Raw genomic sequence first — 320 nt, 5'->3', positions numbered from 1 at the left:
CCCTGCGGCCAGCCCAGGGCGGGTTCCGCGGCGGTGACCCACTTAGCAAAGTCCGCCATGCGCGGGCGTTCCGGCAGGGTGACGGCTCCGAGATTGGCAAGGGCGGCAGAGACTGCATCCAGCAGACCGGCAAAGATGCGCGGGGCAGCGTCGGCCAGGGCGCGGTTGAACTCACCTTCGAACTGGCGGTCTGAGGCGGGAATGGTTGGCAGGTTTACCACGATTGCCCGGTCGGCCAGATCGGGGTGATCAGCCCCACCTGAGTGGTCCGGTTTGATTGTTAGTGCATGACCGGCCTTTGATCCATCAGAACGATGGTT

1 pseudogene is annotated in these 320 nt (G+C 64.4%); it reads right to left on the bottom strand.

The window, feature by feature from the left end:
- Nucleotides 1–221, bottom strand: a pseudogene (locus tag ACFMBG_RS23955) (DNA-binding protein); the annotation flags it as partial.
- Between the last annotated feature and the right edge of the window lie 99 nt (nucleotides 222–320).

Source organism: Leisingera coralii (genome assembly GCF_049056525.1).
Lineage (GTDB): Bacteria > Pseudomonadota > Alphaproteobacteria > Rhodobacterales > Rhodobacteraceae > Leisingera > Leisingera coralii.
This window is presented reverse-complemented; position numbering and strand designations above follow the sequence as displayed.